The sequence below is a fragment of the Clostridium sp. CM027 genome (assembly GCF_024730565.1).
GTDB classification, from domain to species: Bacteria; Bacillota; Clostridia; order Clostridiales; family Clostridiaceae; genus Clostridium_AD; species Clostridium_AD estertheticum_B.
Window position 1 is genome coordinate 1,546,369 of record NZ_CP077725.1, and the last position, 18,959, is coordinate 1,565,327.

An 18,959-nucleotide genomic window follows, 5' to 3' on the forward strand; every position below is an offset into this window, starting at 1 on the left:
TTTTTCCTTCAGGTAGCCAATGCGATCCCATTACATAAATTTATAACGCAATGAACAACTTCAGTTTTCTAAAGGTACCTTACCTCGATTTGATGGTGAGTCGTAAAATCTCTGTTGCTAACATACTATAGGTAACTATTTGGTTAATTCCATTTCTTTTTCCGCATCTTCTCGTCTTATTTTATAATATTCTAAAACGTTTAATATTTCTTTATCATCTGTTAATTTTTCAATATTATTAAATTCATTTTTATAAATAATTTCTTTAAGTATATGAAGTTTTTCAGAGCTTAAATTATTAAAATCATCCCACCATTTAGCTGTAATCCCGTTGTTTTTATAGAAAAGTCTATAAATAATTAGTGCCTCTGGCATATTTAATAATTTCTCAAATTCTTCTTCATTATGTCCAAATGCTTCTTCAAAAAATGACTTTCCCTTACCGACCTTACCCTTGGTAGCATTTAAAATTGCCTGAATTGATCTAATATATTTCCTGTTCCAATATTTACCAATATAACTTCTATCCCTAAAGTATTTTGGGTCTCGAATTGGATGGTACTTCATAGGAAAAGAATATATATTTATGTTAAGTTCCTCGCACAACGATATATTCATTCTTAATCTATAAAATAAGTCTACAGGTTTGTCATCATCATTATATAATAAATAATTTGACATATTTCGAATGCTAGTGTTAGCAGCTATTCTTATTGATTTTTCATATATATCCTTATACTTCCAAGAATCGAAAGCTATTCTAAGTGGGCTTATTGGAATTTCTGCTAATTTTCTCATTTTCTCTTCTGTTAATAATCTTGCATCTATCCCTTGATTGAAATCAACATGTCTTATTTTAGGTCTATTTTCATATAACTTTTTAAAAAACGGCTTAAAATAATCATGTAGTTCCAGCATCTTCTCTTTTTTTGCAGTATTAATGCTTAGAAGCTTATTTTCACTTAATTTACTATACATTTTTTCCTGTTCAATTTCATTTGTCTTATTTATTAAATATTTATATTGCTTAATTATACTTCTAGTGTATCCTTTATCGTTGTAATTCGATTTCAAACCTTTTATATCCAATTCGTACTCATTTGGAGCTACATATTTAGTTTGTCCATCAAACCCACAAGCTTTTATTTCATCAATAATATCATTAAATTTCTCTGAAGCAAGCACATTGTTATCAAGTAATAGTAGATTTCTTTTTTCTCCAAATCTATTTTTAACATATTCTATCTGCTCTTTTATGCTTATATAAGAATTAAAACCAGGTTCAATTTTGGGAACAACACAAAAATGACATTTGTTTACACAACCCCTTGTCATATATGCATAATACCCATCGTTTTCAGGATACTCATAATCTATTTCTTTAAGAATAGAATAATCAAGAGCTAAGTGATCAATTACAATCTTATTATCGTCCATTTCCCCTGACTTATCCAGTAATCCAACATGAGGATATATCCCTGTCTCTTTTTCAATTTCTTCTGGTACAACCGATGCAGCTATGCCTCCTACCCACACATCTTTTGCACTCTTGCACAATTTTTTAAATAAGTTTATCGTTTCTATTGTTTGTTTCCAATGAAATGTAAACAACGTAGTTATGCAAACTCTATCCCAATTCGGGTCATCAAAATATTTCTTTTTTTTATAATACTCTCTGTAAAACTTTAAATTTTCAAGTATAATTGGATCTGAGCTTAACTTTATTAATATATTTAAATCTTTTTTGAATCCTTTTTTTATATACGTTAATATTATTTCCTTATACTCAGTCCAATCCACATTACTATCATTATTAATTAATTTAATCAACAATCCTGAATATATTTCTTCTGTAATAAAGTTTTTGAAATCTCCTTTATAAAATGTTACCTCATCACCTAACATTTTATGGTATGTAGAAATTTTCATAAGACCCATAGGTGGATATTTATTTTTATAATTTGGTTCTATTAATAATATTTTTCTTCTCATTTTTTATTCAACTCATTCTGTATTTTATTTATTAAATTATTACTTAAATCTGGTGGTAACATTTCATTTATAATGCCATATATTTTAGATACCAGTTTTTGCTGTTTCCCACTTAACCTATTCAAACCATCTGCTAAATATATTGACTTATTCTGTTGTTTATTATTTTGTTGACCCAATGGTTTCTTATCTGGTTGACCCAATGGTTTCTTATCTGGTTCACCCAATAGTTTCTTATCTGGTTCACCCAATGGTTTCTTAACGTTACTTTTTCTTATTTTTTGTTCTATAGTGAAATCAGAATTTTTTATCGTGCTATTAGACTTTTTTTTAATAATATCTAAAACTTTTTTCAAAACATCATTATCGTCAGATTTGATATCTAACTTATCGAGATCATTCTTTCCTTTTTCATTCTCTTTTTTAGCAACCTCAATCAGCGATTTCATTTTTTCTTTTTCTTTATCATCAATAAAGCCATTTTCTGTTTTTTTGCTATATTCTGCCTGCTTTGCAAGAAATTCAAACTTTTTTTTGCAAGCACTCTTAGCATTGCTAGCATAATTATATAATTTTGTGAGCGTATCATCAAAATAATACTTAAGATTTGTTTCGAGCTCATTTAGTGTTTCATTTTTATTGAAGTAATCTCTTCGTGCATTAGGGATTAAATCTCTATGTATTGCATTAACCTCTCCAATAAAATAGAAATTGCCTCTCTTTTCTTTAAAAAGCTTTGTTAATGTATAACTATTACCTATTTGTATATTTTCTTTTCTTAATCTAATACCTCTCATTTCATTCGTGGTTTCTGGAATTTGCTTATCAAACGCGCTTATTCCGAACCACATCCAAGCTAATAATTCATCTTTACTATTTCTAAATTCTTTAAATTGAATGTCATATATTTCGTCATATTTTTTCTTCTGCTTTACCACATTTTTATTTGAAGATTCATACAATATAGTACTATAATTTTTTAACACATCATCATCATCTACATGAATCTTGTACTCATCTATTTTCAAGTTATTATTAGTTAAATACTCATAGATTTTATTTCTATATATAAACTTATTATTATATGGAACTGGGGCATTACTTGAAATATATTTACTTATTTTATCAATTTCCAGCAACTCGTTATTCTCTGCTAGTATATTTTCTAACTCAACAGTAAAAAAATGTTTTTCTGAATCGCATTTTTCTTCCGCATACGTTATTACTTTTGTTAAGATTTCTTGAGCGCTATAATTAATACTGTAATCATCTATAAGCCTATTACATTCTTTTGCATCCCACGTCATTATACTCTTTGTATCTTCGCCTTTGTAAGATGTAATAAATCTAAGTGTGTCACAGTATGCCAGGCCACCTAATCTTCCTATTCCTCGAAAGCCTTTGTCTATACCTTTCTTCTTGTCTGAATCCGCAATATTTCCAAGTTTTTTTGCAATATCATCTTTCTTTATTCCATTGGCATTATCAGTAATTTGTACGTTTCTATTTAGTACATCAATAGATATATCAATATACGGTTCCTCATCTTGGTATAGACCCATTTGTACGGCTTTATCTATTTGATCAGCCGAATTCTGTATATACTCTCTATATATAACTTTGGAATCTTCATACATACCTGTAGTCAAATTTTCAATAACATTTTTTCCAATTTTAATAGTATCCACCAGAAAACCTTCTTTCTATTTAAACTGCTTGTATAGAGGCTTTGGAAACTTAACATTAAGCAAAGAGCTAAATATAGGATTTTGTATTATATACTCCCCTTGTTTTAATCTTGTCATCATATTTTTATATACGTGCGGAATATATTTATAATCTCCCTTAGCTAATTCAATGGCATTCGTTCTTCCATATGCATAAGTCGAACTATTCCCTGTAACCCTACTATGAATTGCACTCATAAATTGTTCTGCACCAAACAATATTATTCCCAAAGATCTTCCTCTTTCAGCTATATCCAAAATCTGCTTTAGTATTGGTGAACTTTTAGGGACTTCACTTGAAGCGAACTTATTTAGTTCATCAATAAATATAATTATCTTATCTGGTGGTTTCACTCCATCAGTAGTTTCTTTTTCACCTAATTGTAACTCATATAGCTCCCTTACAGTATTCCCAAATACAAATGCTTGCATATCAGAATTTAATTTTGCAATATCAATAACATAAACATCATTTTTCTTTATCTCTGCAAGTTTATCAGATATTCTAACTTCTTTTTTATCCGAGTTTATATCAGAAAATAATTTATTATTATTAATTGATTTTCTAACCATTCTATTAAATTTCCTCCAACTTGTAACAGGTATCTCTTTATCACTGAAGGAACCACCAGCCTGACAACGTTCATCTAACTTTTCCAAGAAAGATTGCCAACTTTTTATGCCACCGAATCCACCCTGATTATTTATTATATAATTAAGAATTGAGTCCATTGTTTGCGTGGCATCATCAATATTTGCAAACATTAAATCCAAATTATCTTTATCTTTTTCATATTCAAACTTATATTTATATGCTTTATTAAGGCCTAATTGTTTTTCAAGTAAATTCTTTTCCGCATATGTATTTGAAACTCTGTCATTAGAATAAGGATACAAATATGTTACATTTTTAAACGGTGTTGTACCTAGACCTAACATATTATATAATTCCTTTGTTTTTCTCTCCTCTTCAATATCCCCATCAAAATTATTCACTTCATCTAGTGCAAGTAAATCCTTTCCTTTTACATTAAAAACTACAAATGCAACAGTCTCTTTATCCTCTCCCTCTTCTTCCTCAAGCAAGCATTTATCCTGGATTGATTTAAGCAAAAACATTGCATATGAAGTTTTGGCAGCAAGGCCAGAAATACCTGAAATGTTCAAATGAGCACCTTCCGGTCCAATCAAAAATTTAGAATCAACATTTACAGGTAAAGTAATTTTTTCAAAATCACTTGTCCCACCGTACATTTCAAGGTACCCACAAATAAGTGGATTTTTAATCTTATCAAGCCCCAACGCAATAGAAACCTCATCTTTATTGGCCAAATGTACCTTTGCACTGCTTTGAACAGGTATGAAAATATTTTTATCATTGCCAACAACCTTAGCTTTAACATAATTCATCCCTATTCTATATGTTCCCTCGTTGGCATTAACATCTCCAAAATCACTCGAAATAAAATTAGAAAGAAAACTTGCACAATCAGTTATATGTGATATTTCTTCTATTACTGCAAATGTGTTACTTTTATTAACATGTTCTACTTTTACAACATCAAATGGATTTAATATTAGGCTCTTATCCGTCCAAAAATAAAAATCATCCATTGTTGTTGGTATCTTTTCAGTTGCTATTACTCTTCCTATTAAACTCATCAGCCAACCCCCTAAAATAGTTGCATAAATAAATTATCACTTAAATATTTACTCTTTACAAACGATTCTGTCAAGTAGATGGGATATATGTGATTAGCCCACCTTGCATCATTTCCGTAACACACAGGATTGCGTTCATTTAGTAAGTTTGCTGAAATATGATCAATTAATTCAGAATCTAATCCTTTTTCTTGTTCTCGTTCGCTAATTACTAATTTTTCTACTTTTAAGACTCCATCAAAAACATTATTTGTATACTTTGAATCTCTTAATCTAAGATACCAAATCACAAAATACACATTATTACCTGACCTTTCAGATTTATACATATATGCAGGAGTCCTCTCAAATACTTTTAAATTTGCAATTATATCGGAATTAGAGCCACCCGATTTAACTAAGCATTTTGTTGGGTCAAATGATTTGGATACACCAACTACATATTTATAATTATTTGCGATACGCTTATCACTTAAATTCTTTTTGTTCTTAGATTTAACAGAACCCGCCTGATATTCAAGAGAACCATCTTTTATTAAATAATTATCTTGATCAAGTTTTCCTTGTAGTACTAGATCTGCTACAGCATCTTTTTCAAGATCAACCATATAATCTTGAATTACTGCTATCCCTTTTTTTTCAAGTTTATCATCTTGGTCACGATTATAAGTTAATACATCATTAAATTCAGTTTTTAGGTAATCCTTTAATCTTTTATTATCATTAATTTTTTTTAATAAACTATTGAAAAAAATTCGTTCACCCCATCCATCTCTATATGAAATATCAGGCAAAACTATTAACAATTTGCGAATGAATTGTTCTTTTGATAATTCCTTATTCACTCTTTTACAACATCCTATCCCTACTTGACCAGCCAGTATTGGGTAAACATTCTTATTGTAAGAAATATCATCTACCTTATATGTGTGCCTTGAACCGTCAAGAAAATATGTAAATATTGATTTTCCATTGCGTAATATATCTGCTCTACCCTTTAAATTAATAGAGTTTTTATGTTGCTCGGTTTCACCATAATTTTGCCAGATAACTTTGTCATTATCATCATATTTAATACCAGACATATCAATTGTATCATTACAATATTTATGAGATTTAAAACTTTTCCCATCGGTTTCTTCTTCAATAATGCCAATAATATCGCCCACTATTTTTACTCCTCCCCACCATTAATGAATACTAAACTTATTTATTGTCTATTCATATTTACTCCATAAATCTCATTTAATTTCGAAATTACTTTTATTTTTTCGTTCTACTATATTTGGGCTTGTCAGCATTTTCAGGAATGAGCCACACCTTTCCATCACCTAATCGTTTTGCCCCTACGATTCTACCAGCAGCACATAGCTTTTGAACTTGTCTTATATTTACCTCCCACTTGTCTGCAACCTCTTTTACAGATAAATATTTCACAGCATACCCTCCACAAAAAAATAATACTCTCTTACAATATAATAGTTCGTCAAAACGTCTTTTGTCAAGAACATTTTAGAAATCATAACACATTCCTCAAGAGTCATTAACTTACATTATTACGTGTTTTTTTACATTTTTCTCCTTAAACTTGTTTTACTCAACCACAAGCACAATTATATTCTTTATTATTCTATTCTCCTTCAAAAACTAATGATCAATTTCCAAATTTCGAGGGTTTGTTTTACAATTAACCCTATGTAACCCTAAAATCCCCTATGCCTCAACTCAAAATATCTTCATATTTTAATTCGTAGAGTCGCTCCCGGAATTAAAAGTTTCACCACACTCCAGTCTAGGGAACATAAAACCCACTTTAATTTCCATCTAAAACCCTACACCCTTCTATTCCCTCTCTATCTTAACAGCATACTCAACATGTGCTGTACCTGTAAACATTTCCCCTTAACCTCCTCCCCTCCCCTATGTTATAATAACCCCATACTATCACACAAGGAGGCCCCCCCCATGAAAATCTACAACAAACTAGTCCGCGACAAAATCCCTGAAATCATTAGCGCCACTGGCAAACCCTTTGATATTCACTATGCTAAAAAAGATGAACTACTACCATTACTTGAAACCAAATTAAATGAAGAAGTATCCGAGTATCTAGAAGCTAAAAACTTAGAAGAACTTGCTGACGTTATGGAAGTTTTATTTAGTCTTGCAAGCGTTCTTGGATATTCCGAGGAAGATTTGATTAATAAAAGAAATGAAAAGAAAGAGGAAAGAGGTGGCTTTGAAAAAGGCATAGTACTTGATAAAGTTTATGAATAGGCAAAACCCTCCATACCATTTATCTATGGAGGGTTAATTATTATATTTATCTTTCTAATTTCTCAAGTCTTTCTTTATAGAATCTTCTAGTTCTATAATCAATAATATCTTTAAAATGAGCTTTAAATACAGGTTCCTCAATGAATTCGCCTAAATCATCATTTAACCAAAAATATGATTCATCCCTATAAAAAAAATCTTTTGCAGAATTTAAAAATGCCTTTATTGGGTTTTCTGCAATTCTTAGATAATCCTTTTTATCAAAACTCTTATAGTTTTTAGTTGAATCATGTCTCAATAGATCCACTGCATTGGAAGGTTTAGAATAAAAATCTCTAAAGCTTTGAAAAATACTTTCTTCATCTATTTTTAATTTTATGTTACCACCATTATAAAAAGCTAACAGTAATGGCATTTTATAAGTCTTAACCATTGAAGTTTTTTCAATTTTATTTAAAAATCCATTAGCTACAGTGTTTATAATTAGTTTCTCGTCTTCTGAAATTTCATTTATTTTATTTAGAAAGCCTAAATAATCATTAAAGATATTTAATTCCCCTCTGGATCTAATTACATTATAAAGATCATCATCCATGTAAGTATACATCTGAAGCCTACTTGGTCTAGTTTTTAAGTCTTCTTTTATTCTATTAAAATCATCCACTACTAGATCAAATATATTCTTTTGCTGCTCTACCATCTTCTTGAATATATCAATTACTCCAAGGTCAAAATCCACTATACAATCATCAGGATATTCTTCCTCTGTAGGTAATTTACCTTTTTTAGCTTTTCTCTCAGCATCATTTAAATTACCGCTTAAAAAGAATGGAACTAAGTGAGCTTTTTTATAATTACCTATAAAGTCTAAAATGTTCACATACTTCTTGTCCTTATATTTTCTTAAACCTCTGCCAAGTTGTTGAAGAAAAATAGTGGGAGATTCTGTTGGTCTTAATAGTAATATCATATCAATTTCAGGAATATCTAATCCCTCATTAAACATATCTACAGAAAATATAATGCTTAGTTCTGCTTTTCTTAATTTATCCACTGCTTCGCATCTATCCATTGAAAACTCAGTTTGTTCCCCACTCATTACAGCGCAAGCCTTTATTCCACTTCCATTGAAATATTTACTCATATATTCAGCATGTCTTCTACTGCTGCAGAAACCCAAAGCTCTTTTGCTATTATATTTTTTATAATGTTTTAGAATTAAATCTGCACGTTTATTAATCATTAAAGCATTTTCTAATTCTGCCTCATCATATCTACCATTTCTAAATGATATCTTTTCATAATCTGTATCATCAAAAACTCCATAAAACCTAAAGGGAACAAGCCAACCTTTGTCTATAGCACCTTTAAGTCTTACTTCATAAACAATATTATAATCACAAAGAGCAAATACATCTTTATTATCCAATCTCTCAGGAGTTGCAGTAAGACCTAGAAGAAACTTCGGAGTGAAATATTCTAATATATTCCCATAATTACCTGCAGCTGCATGATGAAATTCATCTATTATAATATAATCAAAATCATCCTTTTTAAAATACTTCTCACACAGATACTTCTTTTGTCCCAGGGTTTGTACTGTAGCAAATAGCACATCACAATTACTCTCTTTATTTTTACCGCTGAAAAATCCTGTTTTAATATTAGGCCTAATGTTTTTAAAGGATATTTCTGCTTGATTTAATATTTCTTCTCTATGGGCTACGAATAAAACTTTATTGAAATTTAATGAATCAAAAGCGGCTAAATAAGTTTTACCTATGCCTGTTGCTGCCACAACTAATCCTTTATCTAAGCCTTCCTCTCTACATTTCTTTAGTTCATATAAAGCCTCAATCTGTGCTCCTCTAGGTTCGTACAGAGGAATTAACTTTCCAAATTCTTCTTTGCTATCTTCTGATGTTTCGAAAACATTAAAGATTTTAGGCCTTTTCCATACTGCTGAATAACGCCGCATTTCTTCATCATCAATAATTATAGAATGATTTAAAAATAAGTCTTCAAAAATGTTTTTAAAGTGTGTAAAATCTTCTAGGTTTTTATTTTTATTTAATCTATAATTCCATTCAATGCCACTAGTTAATGCAGAACTCGACATATTGGAAGATCCTATAAAAACATCTCCATCCTCTTCATATTCAAATATGTATGATTTAGGATGAAATGATTTATTATGAATATTATAAAACCTTAAATCTACTTTATCACCTAGAGCATCCTTTACTAAATATAAAGCTTGAGGCTGGGTTATATTAAGATAATTTCCTGTTAAGATTCTAATTCTAACTCCTTTATCTGCTACCTGTTTTAAATCGTTAATAAGCAATTTAACTCCTGATTCCATTAAAAATCCTACTATAATATCTATGCTCTTTGCCCTTGTTAATGAAGCTTTTAATTTAGATAGTAAATAATCATTGTCTCCCGTAGAACAGTTTGAATCATAATCTTGAGTTGCCTCTTTAAATGCAATAGAATCACTGGTGATTATACCTTTATTAATTACATCTACTTCAACCATCATACTCAACCAAAGCCTCTTTCAAATTCCTTACTCCACCCCTTGGATTAGCTACATCACCTATATACCTAGGAATCAAGTGAACATGTAAATGGTTTATGGTTTGTCCAGCATAAGTCCCTACATTTATACCTATATTATATCCAGCTGGTTCATATTGAATATCAAATATTTCTTTTACCTCGTGCATTAATTTATATATTGATTTAACCTCTTCCTCAGTTGCCTCAAAGAAGTTAGCAAAATGCCTCTTTGGTATTATTAAACAATGACCATTATTTACTGGGAAATGATCTAATATAGCAAAGGCCAATTTATTCTCTACTATTATTTCTGATTCATCGTAGTCGCAAAATATACATTCTGACATTATTATCGCCGCCTTTATTTTGTATTAAGGTATGAATCTATACTGATTTTTTTAATGTTAAAATCTATTATTAAATTTAGTTAAATTTAACTAAATTATTAACTATACTTAACTCCATAGAATCAATGGTTTCAGCATGTTATTAGATAATGCAGTTAAGTGTTGAATTAAATTCTTGTTAAATTAACAAGATTCTAATTAAATCATATCAATACAATACCTCTAAAATTATCCGTTGGTCAAGCATATCTAAACTATTTATATATATCTGAAAACTCAACTTTTATTCTGAGTGCAAAATCGTTTATACTATTATCATAACTATAACAAATAAAAATAAAGGCAAGGATTATCCCTGCCTTATCATAATATAATCTTAAGAAAATGGGCACCTAATTTTCAGTGCTAGCTGAAGCACGTAAAATTTTATTGAACTTCTCAAATCTAGTGCTTAAAATACATAAATATATTTCAATCTCATTGAAAATAGGAGCTATATTATCCATCATAAACCGCTGAAATTTTAAATCTTTTTGATATTGAGGCGTTTTTTCGTATTCTACAATTTTTGCTTTGACCTCTTTTTTTACTTCCTCACTGACTTCCACATCTCGCTTTAATATTTTGTTTGTTACACTTTTCGATTTTTCATTTAATTCCATCAGATCTTTGTCGCTATACTTTCCAAACATTTCGTCAATTAGTTCTTTTATATTTTCTGCATATTGAACCTCTTCCTTAGCATCTAATAAATTTATAAGGCTCATCCATGCCTTCTCTTTTTCTTTAGTATCTAGCGGTTCGTCCAAAAACTGTCCGTAATGAATCGCAAACATTTTCCCCATATTACCCGGTAGTATCCTATGAAGTTCCTTTTGCATATATCCAGCAATATTTTTAGATTTGGCTTCTAAACATTGAATTGACACCCTTAAATTATCAATATTTGAATCTATTCCTTGTTCAATCAAATTTTCTAACACTCCTTTACTGCTATCGAGCAGTTTAATTTTTTCATTGATGATGTCTAACTGTTTTTTTATAACTTGTGCAACATCCTGTTTTTCTAATAATATAAGTTGAATATCCTTAATAGAGAAATCCAATTTTCTTAAAGCATTAATAGTAATTAGTCTATTAATATCATACATAGTATAAATTCTATAATTGCTTTCTTCCTCTTTTTGGGGTCTAATAAGTCCCACCTCTTCATAATAATAAATTGCCTTTTTAGTTACTCCCGTTTCTTTCATCACTTCATTAATTTTCATTATCATCGCCTCCTAAAATTGAGTTTAAACTATCCTCTAAGGGAACTGTCAATAGGCAATTGACAAAAAAATAGTGGATAAGCACTAAATGCCTATCCATTATACTCAATTAAAGCTTCTTTTAAATTCCTTACCCCACCACTTGGATCAGTCACATCACCTATATATCTGGAAAACAAGTGCACATGTAGATGATTTATAGTTTGTCCAGCATAAGTTCCTACATTTATAATTCTTTAAATTGAATTGTATCGTCATCATCATAATGAGTATTATTATTAACTGGCAAAACAACACAACATATTATATAAAATAATATACCTATCCCATATATTAGCGTTAAAAGTACCCAAGCTAATCTGATAACTGTAGCATCTATATCAAAATACTCAGCAATACCACCGCAAACGCCGTCTATTTGTTTATTTGTGGTAGATTTATATAATTTTTTTTGCATAATTATTCCTCCAATTTTTAATTTTTAGAAGGTCCCTATATTAACTTTTTTTATAAATCTTAGGGAGAGAAAACCACTACATCTTTAGGTTAGTGGATGAATCTCTTGCCCTTACCCTTGTCCTTGTATATACTTCTCTATGGTAGATTTTGATACATTCCCAATACTACAAGCAAAATAACCATCACTCCAAAATGTACGTTCTTTCCAAAATTGTTTCTTTAAATAAATATGATTGTCATATTGTCTCCATATTCTATAAGTAGACATTTGTTTCAGGCTTCTAGCTATTTCTAAAACAGATTGTTTTGGATTATAAGCTATCAACAAGCAAATCCTTTCCTAAATCTGTAAGGTGTAAGCAACTCTACTTTCGGGACTTTTTTAATCTCTTTTAGAGCCACATACTTACCACCATTTTGACTGCCTTTTACAGTATATATTTGACCATCATACCTTACTAAATCATTAGGTTGGTATAAAGATTTACCTTTTCTTATTCTTCTTTGTCCTTTGGATATTTTTTCGCCTCTATATACTCTTAGGTTTTCGCTATTCTTATTTTTGTTTCTTGTTCTTCTACCATTATTCAATTCTGAACCACTCACTTTTTCACCTGTTCTTAGGTCTATCATTTTTGCATCGTAGAATTTTTCTAAACTTCTATTATTTCTTCTCACTTGCTCAAATAGAATAGGCTCAACTCTTGTTTGATTGCTATCATTAGCTATACAAAAAGCGTCATTATAGTGAGTTTTTTCAAGTTGATGTTTAATCCTATTGTGTTTTGTAATGTAACCATAAGTGTGTAAATAACCCATAGTATTAACCAATCTCCAACGCACCATAGACATAAATGTAGCGTCTTTAAACCCTCTTATTTTGGGTTTTTTGGTTTGCCACAAATCTAATAGTTTTCCTTTTTTGTGATTTGGTGAAGTGTGACATTTGTTGCATAATGTAATGAGATTGTTTCCTATGTCTGTTCCACCATTACTTTTAAATGAAATATGGTGCAACTCTAATATAGGATTTTTGTCCTTATTCTTACAGTTTGGATTTTGGCATTGGTGATTATCTCTATGCAGAATATATTCTCTAAGATTATAAAATCCCATTTGTTCGCCTTGTTGATATTCTTCACCTTGTATATTGCGATTCTTAATCTGCTGAATATCAAAGTTTGCAACTTCTACAATTACTTTTTTGATTGGTAGCAGTCCTCTAAGTTTGTCTATGAATCTAATGTGACTATCTAGTTTGTGCTGAATAGACGGTGCTAACCATTCTTTTTCAACTTTTCTATTATTCCACCTAGGTTTTCTGTATCTCGACTTGTCTCTTCTGATGCGTCTATACATAGCCTTTTCTGTTATTCTATCACTCATACCTTGGAGTAGTTTAACTTCTCCACATATAAGTTCTTTTGTATCAGTAGTCGCACTAAAACCAATATTTAAATAGCCACTATCGACCCCTAAAGTGATAGTTTGAATATATTCAGTTTTTGTTCTATAGGTTAATTGTATTGTAAATGGCTTAACGTGTTTAACGATAGCCTTTTTCTGCTTTAATAATTGTCTAGCTTTTGGATTGCTCGTAGGCATTAATTGTTTGCCATCAACATCTAAAACATAAACCATAAAATCAATCCTTTCAGATAATGACTCCTCTTGCGAGGGTAAGTTCACTTCGCCAATGTTACAATAGGTTTTCAATAGCAACACTTTCCCTACCATTAGGAATGTTTAATCGCTACACTTAGAGCTTGGGGCTAGTGAAGTACCCCAAGGTAACTATATCATTCTAAAGTAACGTAGTCAGTTAAGACTTAAGCTATTCAACCGACTTGTTTTCACAAGCCCCTATACCTTTAGGTTAGGTGGTAGTTGACAATTTTATACTATATAAATAATTTAATTATCACTACTATCAAAAATATCACCCATACTATAATATGTACCAATTATATCATAAATGTTTGTTATATAATTTTCAAAACTATAAAAACCCCCAAAAATGATTTCTAAAGAGATTTTTTAATCACACAGTACAATATATATAAGCCCTAATCAATGAAATTTATATTGTCCACTGATTAGGACTTTAACTTAAATTACTTTATTAACAGTTGATAATTTAGAGTAAATGCTAGTAAGCTCCTAAAATTGTATGTAACATACTTAATCTCCCTATAATATTATATATAAGTAACTTCTAATGGATTTCTATCAACTAATTTCTTATAGCTATATTTAGGATATCCGACCATAACGGCAGCTGTTATCGTCTTTCCTTCTGGAATATTAAATAATTTAAGCATTGGTGAACCCTTAATGGATGCACAATACTCAAAAAATCCAGCCCAACAAGTTCCAAGCCCTAGTGAAGTGGCAAATAATTCTAGATAAGTCAGACAAGAAATAGAATTAGCCCTCCCGTTTGAAAAGCCTTTGTCCGCAGTGGTTATAATTAAGTTTGGCGCACCTCGCAGAATTGAATCAACCCCGTCTTCCCTATAAGTACTGATTAATCCTTTTAATGCATCCTTTAGTGGAGATTTTTCTATCATTCGAATAGTAAGTTCAGCAGCTTTTTCAACTAATTGCTTGTCCAACTACAACAAATGATATACCTTGACTATTACTTCCAGTAGGTGCTAGCCTTGCAATATCAACTAATTTTGTTAATTTTTCTCTTGATACAGATTTATCTTGATAATTTCTTATAGAACGACGTGACCTTAGAAAATGCTCCGCCTGCTCTGCATTTAATTTAGCAAAATCTTTTGCATCAACTTGTTGTGCGAGTGGTGTTTTTTTATTATCTATAGCTTCCCTCGGGCATATAGCAACACAATGTCCACAGGCAATGCAAGTGGTATTTGCTACTTCTTCTGGTACCTTTTCTCCCATCTTTAGAACATACGCTGGACATTCCTTAATGCATTGTTCGCATTTAATACATTTTTTTTCATTTACAGTTATAAAATCCATCTTGTTCATCCCCTTTTTAAAATTTCACATTTTATTATCTAAACCTTCATTCGACCCATTCTACCATATAATCTTTGCTAAATTAGGGTAATACATCACATTACATATTGAAAATGATGTAACCCTATCGATAAGGGCAAAAAAAATAATGGATAGACGCTAAATACCTATCCATTATACTTAATAGAAATTAGATTATTGACACATCATTTATATTATTTATATTATCAATTCTAATTATCCTTATTTTACGTTGATCTTTTTTTGCAAATTGATTTACCTTCATCCATTCACCATCCACATTTATAACTTCACAATCTATTAGTTCCCCTAAACTTCCACTCACTGTAAGCGTACATCTTTTACCTTCAAGTTCTTTTAGTATTTCAGACATTTTGACTTCCCCCTTCATTGAATTCTTCATTTTTTTAACATCTTCTTTTAGTTTTTTAACTTTATCACTTAATCCCATATTTGAAATAGCTAAAAAGAATGCTAACATTCCTATATATTCCATATTATTACCCTCTCCCCAATATCTAAATGCTCTCAATTACATTCTAGATGAATATATTATAGTATAAATTTGTCTATTAATCAAAATCAGCTATTAGTAGGTATTGTAATAATTCTTTATTTTTCTAAACATTTTAGAATATTTTTAGAAATGATACCGTAATTTAATATAAGGTTATATTAAACATTGTAGTGTGGGGGGCAATATGAGAAAATCTTTTAATAAAAGGAATCCAGCAAGGTTTTGGTTAATAATATTAATTGTTTTAGTAGTAACAATAGTATATATGATTTTTGTTATTTTTTCGAATTTTGAAACTCCATTAAACAAAGCTAAATATATTAAAAATGGACAACAATATGAATCATTAATAACTGGTAATGATTTAGTGTCATATGCAAATACGTTTTTAGGAATGAAATACTTATTTGGTGGCACAACTCCCGCAATATTAGATGCTACAGGTAAATATGTAAAAGGTGGATTTGATTGTTCTGGGTTTATTCAGTATGCTTATAAACATTTTGGTATAAATTTACCCAGAACAACTATGGACCAAATAAATAAAGGTGTTTCTATTAATATAAATAATCTTGAAAATGGGGATTTAGTCTTTTTTATGACAAACCCAGATCTTCCATCTCAAGTATCACATGTAGGAATTTATATCGGAAACTGCAAATTTATACATTCCCCTAAAACTGGTGATGTTATAAAAACATCTGAATTAACTGGATATTATAAAGAAAAATTTGTAATAGGTAAAAGGATAATAAAATAACCAGCTAACTTTAATATGCTCCTCTTAAAGTAGACAGATTAAATAATAAAAATCTGTTACCGGGAAGGGGAGCATATGGTTACCATCGTGTTATGAAGTCTGTTTATTTTACAGGTTAAATTATTAAGATCTAAATATTACACTTTCCTTATTAAACATATGTTTTGCTAGCATAACAGCAACTATCGTATAAACTATTGACCATACTATTGTTATTCCTATATGACCATAATTATAAATTCCACTTGTAAGTTCCTTAACCACTGAGCTTACACTAAGCAATGGTATATTAAAATAAAGAAAAGGTATGTTTTTCGAATCCATAAACATAGTTCCATAAGCGGCAAATATCGGAATTATTGAAAATGGTACCAAATAAGTTTGAGCTTCCTTGAAGGAACGAGCATATATACTTACCCCTAGTTCAAGAGCACCAAAAAACATTGTTGTTATTATTGCTATTACTCCAATTAAGGCTATTGCTTTGTAACTTAGACCAACTGAAGAACTTCCGTTTCCGAACATTCCACCAGGTATTTTCATTGCAATTAGAAGACCAATCATTGAACATACCGATACTATAAATCCCATTATTGTTATTGCAAAGAGTTTTCCTGTTAATATATAATGTCTCCCAGCTTTTGTTGTTAAAAGTGGTTCAAGTGTTCCTCTTTCCTTCTCACCTGCTCCTAGATCTGTGGCTGCTGCAATTGTCCCTGTTGCACTGTAAAGGAGTATAAACATAGGAATCATTATACCTAATAACATTTGACTTTGTGCCTTGTCTTCTTTTTGAAAACTTGTTTCAGCAATTTTTATCGGGGTTAATATCTTTGCATCAATATTTATTTTTTTTAATCTATTTGCAACTATTTGTTTACTTAATTTATCTACTGTTTCCGTTACCTTGCTAAGTGCAATAGATGATTTTGTATTTGTATTATCATAAAAAATCTTTAAATCAGAAACATTACCACTTGAAATAGATTCATCAAAATCCTTTGGTATTTCTATAAAAAGTAGTGCTTCTCCATCCTTTACTGCGGCTTTCCCATCAATGCCCGTTTTAAATTTAATAGTTTTATCATTTTTTAATATCTTCCCAATGCTGCTATTTCCCTTATCGACCATCACGATATTTATATTTTTTTCAACAGAATCCTCAGCACTATTCATAGTTTTCCCCATAATAAAGCTAAGTATAGGCATTAATAAAAGAGGAATTAACAAACTTACTATTATTGTCTTTTTATCTCTAAGCATGTCCTTAAGTTCTTTAAACAATATTACACTAACTAATTTATTCATGATTACCTCCAATAAGATTAACAAAAATATCTTCCATGTCTTCATTATTATATTTAGCCTTAAGCGAACTTATTGTTCCATGTTCCACAACTTTTCCCTTATGTATTATTACAACTCTATCACAAAGCTTTTCAACCTCTACCATACTGTGACTTGAGAAAACTATAGCCTTACCTTCTGACTTACACTTAAATATAAAATCTTGAATGAGTCTTGTGGCAGAAACATCAAGTCCGGTACTTGGCTCATCAAATAACATAACTGAAGGCTTATGGACAATACTTCTTGCAATTGCTACCTTTTGTTTCATACCTCTTGAAAATTTCCCTACCCTTTTATCTATAAATTCACTCATTTCAAGTTCTCGCGTAAGCTCTTCAATGCTTTTCTTGGCATCGCATGCGTTCATTCCATTTAATTGAGCAAAATACATTATATTTTCTCTTGTTGTAAGCCTGTCATATAGGCCAACCTCTCCACCAAATAAAATTCCAATTTCCTCTCTAATACTCTCAGGCTCACTTATTAAATCATGGCCTGAGATTTTTCCTTCCCCCTCTGTTACCTTAAGCATAGTTGCAAGCATTCTCATTATAGTTGTTTTTCCAGCTCCATTTTCTCCGATGAGACCTAATATTTCTCCTTTATTAACTTCAAAAGAAACTCCATCCACCGCTGTAAAATCTTTAAACTTTTTAGTAAGGTTTTTTACCTCTAACAATTTAATTCCCCCTTGCGTAAAATCTTATTGATATATTTTTAAAATTGCCCCTTTCAACTGTTTACCTTCGTAAGTTCTGACAATTTGCAACAATTTATAAGTAAATTATACCATAGTTTACTATTTTTTAGCCAGTTCCTTTAGATCATTTTATCGACATTTCAGAAGGAAGTTCTCCCACCTCTATAAGCTGGAGTACCTACTATAAGTAGGAGTTACTTGCCCTAACAAACAGAAAACTTCATTGGGAGTATAAATCTCCTTCTGAAGTCGTCAATATATCTTCTGCGAAGCTGTTACAGCTTCGCAGGAGATGATTTAATATCTCTTGAAAATTT

17 protein-coding genes and 1 pseudogene are annotated in these 18,959 nt (G+C 30.3%); 2 read left to right on the forward strand and 16 right to left on the reverse strand.

Features of this window, described 5'->3' with window-relative positions; all coding sequences use genetic code 11:
* Nucleotides 1–135 precede the first annotated feature (135 nt).
* The 5 genes from KTC92_RS07470 to KTC92_RS07490 all read right to left on the reverse strand — a co-directional run bounded on the left by KTC92_RS07470 (nt 136) and on the right by KTC92_RS07490 (nt 6,818).
* A complete protein-coding gene (locus KTC92_RS07470) occupies nt 136–1,992 on the reverse strand; it encodes a hypothetical protein (RefSeq protein WP_220287023.1) in 1,857 nt (618 codons plus the stop codon).
* Nucleotides 1,989–3,680: an ATP-binding protein gene (locus tag KTC92_RS07475; RefSeq protein WP_220287024.1), complete on the reverse strand. Its 1,692-nt coding sequence runs from the start codon at nt 3,678–3,680 to the stop codon at nt 1,989–1,991. The genes KTC92_RS07470 and KTC92_RS07475 overlap by 4 nt, the downstream gene beginning before the upstream one ends.
* 15 nt (nt 3,681–3,695) lie before the next feature.
* On the reverse strand, nt 3,696–5,381 hold the full coding sequence (locus KTC92_RS07480; protein WP_258280741.1) for an ATP-binding protein: 1,686 nt from the start codon (nt 5,379–5,381) through the stop codon (nt 3,696–3,698).
* Nucleotides 5,382–5,392: 11 nt separating this feature from the next.
* Nucleotides 5,393–6,550, reverse strand: a complete 1,158-nt coding sequence (locus KTC92_RS07485) for a hypothetical protein (RefSeq protein WP_220287025.1) — start codon at nt 6,548–6,550, stop codon at nt 5,393–5,395.
* A gap of 94 nt (nt 6,551–6,644) precedes the next feature.
* Entirely contained in the window at nt 6,645–6,818 is a 174-nt protein-coding gene (locus KTC92_RS07490) for a helix-turn-helix domain-containing protein (RefSeq protein WP_220287026.1), read from the reverse strand.
* A gap of 528 nt (nt 6,819–7,346) precedes the next feature.
* Between KTC92_RS07490 and KTC92_RS07495 the strand changes: the two genes are divergently transcribed.
* A complete protein-coding gene (locus KTC92_RS07495; RefSeq protein ID WP_220287027.1) occupies nt 7,347–7,658 on the forward strand; it encodes a nucleoside triphosphate pyrophosphohydrolase in 312 nt (103 codons plus the stop codon).
* A 46-nt stretch (nt 7,659–7,704) separates the two neighbouring features.
* On the opposite strand, the gene KTC92_RS07500 is transcribed toward KTC92_RS07495, so the two are convergent.
* The 9 genes and pseudogenes from KTC92_RS07500 to KTC92_RS07535 all read right to left on the reverse strand — a co-directional run bounded on the left by KTC92_RS07500 (nt 7,705) and on the right by KTC92_RS07535 (nt 15,811).
* Nucleotides 7,705–10,200, reverse strand: a complete 2,496-nt coding sequence (locus KTC92_RS07500) for a DEAD/DEAH box helicase family protein (RefSeq protein ID WP_375294769.1) — start codon at nt 10,198–10,200, stop codon at nt 7,705–7,707.
* On the reverse strand, nt 10,193–10,570 hold the full coding sequence (locus KTC92_RS07505) for an HIT family protein (RefSeq protein WP_220287029.1): 378 nt from the start codon (nt 10,568–10,570) through the stop codon (nt 10,193–10,195). The genes KTC92_RS07500 and KTC92_RS07505 overlap by 8 nt, the downstream gene beginning before the upstream one ends.
* Before the next feature lie 392 nt (nt 10,571–10,962).
* Entirely contained in the window at nt 10,963–11,841 is an 879-nt protein-coding gene (locus tag KTC92_RS07510) for a MerR family transcriptional regulator (RefSeq protein WP_220287030.1), read from the reverse strand.
* A gap of 92 nt (nt 11,842–11,933) precedes the next feature.
* Nucleotides 11,934–12,074 (reverse strand): HIT domain-containing protein, encoded by a 141-nt coding sequence (locus tag KTC92_RS18670; protein ID WP_220287049.1) that lies wholly within the window; start codon nt 12,072–12,074, stop codon nt 11,934–11,936.
* On the reverse strand, nt 12,068–12,298 hold the full coding sequence (locus KTC92_RS07515; RefSeq protein WP_220287031.1) for a PspC domain-containing protein: 231 nt from the start codon (nt 12,296–12,298) through the stop codon (nt 12,068–12,070). Before KTC92_RS07515 ends, KTC92_RS18670 begins: the two co-directional genes overlap by 7 nt.
* A 111-nt stretch (nt 12,299–12,409) precedes the next feature.
* Nucleotides 12,410–12,625 carry an IS200/IS605 family transposase gene (gene tnpA, locus KTC92_RS07520; protein WP_220287032.1) on the reverse strand — a complete coding sequence of 72 codons (216 nt, stop codon included), beginning with the start codon at nt 12,623–12,625 and terminating at the stop codon, nt 12,410–12,412.
* A complete protein-coding gene (iscB, locus tag KTC92_RS07525; RefSeq protein WP_258280742.1) occupies nt 12,622–14,037 on the reverse strand; it encodes an RNA-guided endonuclease IscB in 1,416 nt (471 codons plus the stop codon). Before iscB ends, tnpA begins: the two co-directional genes overlap by 4 nt.
* A gap of 461 nt (nt 14,038–14,498) precedes the next feature.
* A pseudogene (locus KTC92_RS07530) lies at nt 14,499–15,294 on the reverse strand (nitroreductase family protein).
* A 190-nt stretch (nt 15,295–15,484) separates the two neighbouring features.
* On the reverse strand, nt 15,485–15,811 hold the full coding sequence (locus tag KTC92_RS07535) for a hypothetical protein (RefSeq protein WP_216302846.1): 327 nt from the start codon (nt 15,809–15,811) through the stop codon (nt 15,485–15,487).
* Nucleotides 15,812–16,016: 205 nt separating this feature from the next.
* Between KTC92_RS07535 and KTC92_RS07540 the strand changes: the two genes are divergently transcribed.
* Nucleotides 16,017–16,592 (forward strand): C40 family peptidase, encoded by a 576-nt coding sequence (locus tag KTC92_RS07540; protein WP_220287033.1) that lies wholly within the window; start codon nt 16,017–16,019, stop codon nt 16,590–16,592.
* 123 nt (nt 16,593–16,715) lie between these two features.
* Here KTC92_RS07540 and KTC92_RS07545 read toward each other — a convergent pair whose 3' ends face one another.
* Both KTC92_RS07545 and KTC92_RS07550 read right to left on the reverse strand, forming a co-directional pair.
* Nucleotides 16,716–17,900, reverse strand: coding sequence for an ABC transporter permease (locus tag KTC92_RS07545; RefSeq protein WP_216302848.1), 1,185 nt, complete (start codon nt 17,898–17,900; stop codon nt 16,716–16,718).
* Nucleotides 17,893–18,621 carry an ATP-binding cassette domain-containing protein gene (locus KTC92_RS07550; protein WP_220287034.1) on the reverse strand — a complete coding sequence of 243 codons (729 nt, stop codon included), beginning with the start codon at nt 18,619–18,621 and terminating at the stop codon, nt 17,893–17,895. The genes KTC92_RS07545 and KTC92_RS07550 overlap by 8 nt, the downstream gene beginning before the upstream one ends.
* Nucleotides 18,622–18,959 lie beyond the last annotated feature (338 nt).

Excerpts from the sequence above, each read along its gene's own strand:
- KTC92_RS07470 (WP_220287023.1), bottom strand. The coding sequence starts at position 1,992 with ATGAGAAGAAAAATATTATTAATAGAACCAAATTATAAAAATAAATAT.
- KTC92_RS07480 (WP_258280741.1), bottom strand. The coding sequence starts at position 5,381 with ATGAGTTTAATAGGAAGAGTAATAGCAACTGAAAAGATACCAACAACA.
- KTC92_RS07495 (WP_220287027.1), top strand. The coding sequence starts at position 7,347 with ATGAAAATCTACAACAAACTAGTCCGCGACAAAATCCCTGAAATCATT.
- KTC92_RS07500 (WP_375294769.1), bottom strand. The coding sequence starts at position 10,200 with ATGGTTGAAGTAGATGTAATTAATAAAGGTATAATCACCAGTGATTCT.
- KTC92_RS07505 (WP_220287029.1), bottom strand. The coding sequence starts at position 10,570 with ATGTCAGAATGTATATTTTGCGACTACGATGAATCAGAAATAATAGTA.
- KTC92_RS07510 (WP_220287030.1), bottom strand. The coding sequence starts at position 11,841 with ATGAAAATTAATGAAGTGATGAAAGAAACGGGAGTAACTAAAAAGGCA.
- KTC92_RS07515 (WP_220287031.1), bottom strand. The coding sequence starts at position 12,298 with ATGCAAAAAAAATTATATAAATCTACCACAAATAAACAAATAGACGGC.
- iscB (WP_258280742.1), bottom strand. The coding sequence starts at position 14,037 with ATGGTAGGGAAAGTGTTGCTATTGAAAACCTATTGTAACATTGGCGAA.
- KTC92_RS07535 (WP_216302846.1), bottom strand. The coding sequence starts at position 15,811 with ATGGAATATATAGGAATGTTAGCATTCTTTTTAGCTATTTCAAATATG.
- KTC92_RS07540 (WP_220287033.1), top strand. The coding sequence starts at position 16,017 with ATGAGAAAATCTTTTAATAAAAGGAATCCAGCAAGGTTTTGGTTAATA.
- KTC92_RS07545 (WP_216302848.1), bottom strand. The coding sequence starts at position 17,900 with ATGAATAAATTAGTTAGTGTAATATTGTTTAAAGAACTTAAGGACATG.